The sequence below is a fragment of the Mesorhizobium sp. B1-1-5 genome, from assembly GCF_006443065.1.
GTDB lineage: Bacteria > Pseudomonadota > Alphaproteobacteria > Rhizobiales > Rhizobiaceae > Mesorhizobium.
This window is the reverse complement of record NZ_VFWS01000633.1, coordinates 1-1,060: the sequence shown is the minus strand read 5'-3', so window position 1 is coordinate 1,060 and position 1,060 is coordinate 1. Positions and strand designations below refer to the sequence as shown.

General features: G+C 62.1%; 1 protein-coding gene and 1 pseudogene. Both read left to right on the top strand.

Annotated elements, in window-relative coordinates; all coding sequences use genetic code 11:
- A pseudogene (locus FJ980_RS35055) lies at window positions 1-432 on the top strand (4Fe-4S ferredoxin); the annotation flags it as partial.
- On the top strand, window positions 425-1,060 hold a 636-nt coding region (nrfD, locus tag FJ980_RS33945), incomplete at its 3' end, for an NrfD/PsrC family molybdoenzyme membrane anchor subunit (protein WP_181181428.1). The pseudogene FJ980_RS35055 and the gene nrfD, both read left to right, overlap by 8 nt.

Sequence of the window (1,060 nt, the reverse complement as noted above, 5' to 3'; positions counted from 1 at the left end):
TCGCAGAACTGTCCCTACAAGGAGCGGCGGTTCAATTTCCTGGAGTACCAGGAGATCGACTATGACAGCGCGGGACCGGAGCAGGCCGTCCACAATCCCGATGTCACCGTGCGTTCGCGCGGCGTCATGGAAAAATGCAGCTACTGCGTACAGCGCATTTCGCAAAAACGGATCCGCGCCCAGATCGAGAACCGGGAGATCGAGGACGGTGAGATCGTCACCGCCTGCCAGCAGGCGTGCCCGACAAAAGCCATCACCTTCGGCGATCTCAACAGGAAGGATTCGCAGGTCGTCCAGGAAAAGGCCTCGCCACACAATTACGCGCTGCTCGAAGAACTGAACACAAGACCGCGCACCACCTATCTGGGCAAGGTCAGCAACCCTAACGACAGGCTCGCCGCGACATCCGGCTCGGAGGGCGGCGATGGCTGACGTGGCCGCCCGCAGGACGAGCAAAGGCATGACACCTGTGCTGCGCGGGCGTCACGATTTTCCAGAGATCAGCGGCCGTATCAGCGCGGTGGTCCTGCAAGGGAAGTTGCCGCGGTTCTTCTGGTCGGCGTTCTTCGTCTGCTTCGCATTCGTATTGCTGTTCCTCTATTCCATCACCTACCTGGTCTCGGTCGGCGTTGGCGCCTATGGGGTCAACATTCCCGTGGTCTGGGGCACGATGATCTCGAGTTTCGTGTGGTGGATCGGCATTGGCCATGCCGGTACGCTGATCTCGGCGGTGCTGCTGCTGCTGCGCCAGCCCTGGCGCGCCTCGATCAACCGCTTCGCCGAGGCGATGACGCTGTTTGCCGTGGCGATGGCCGGCCTCTACCCTATCCTGCATCTTGGCCGGCCGTGGTTCTTCTATTGGCTCCTGCCCCTGCCCAACACCCACATGCATTGGCCACAATGGCGCAGCCCGCTGGTCTGGGACTTCGCCGCGATTTCCACCTACGCCACCGTCTCGCTGCTGTTCTGGTATACGGGATTGCTGCCTGATCTCGGCGTGCTGCGCGACCGGGCGAAGTCGCGTGGCGGGCAACTTTTCTACGGCGTCCTCGCGCTGGGC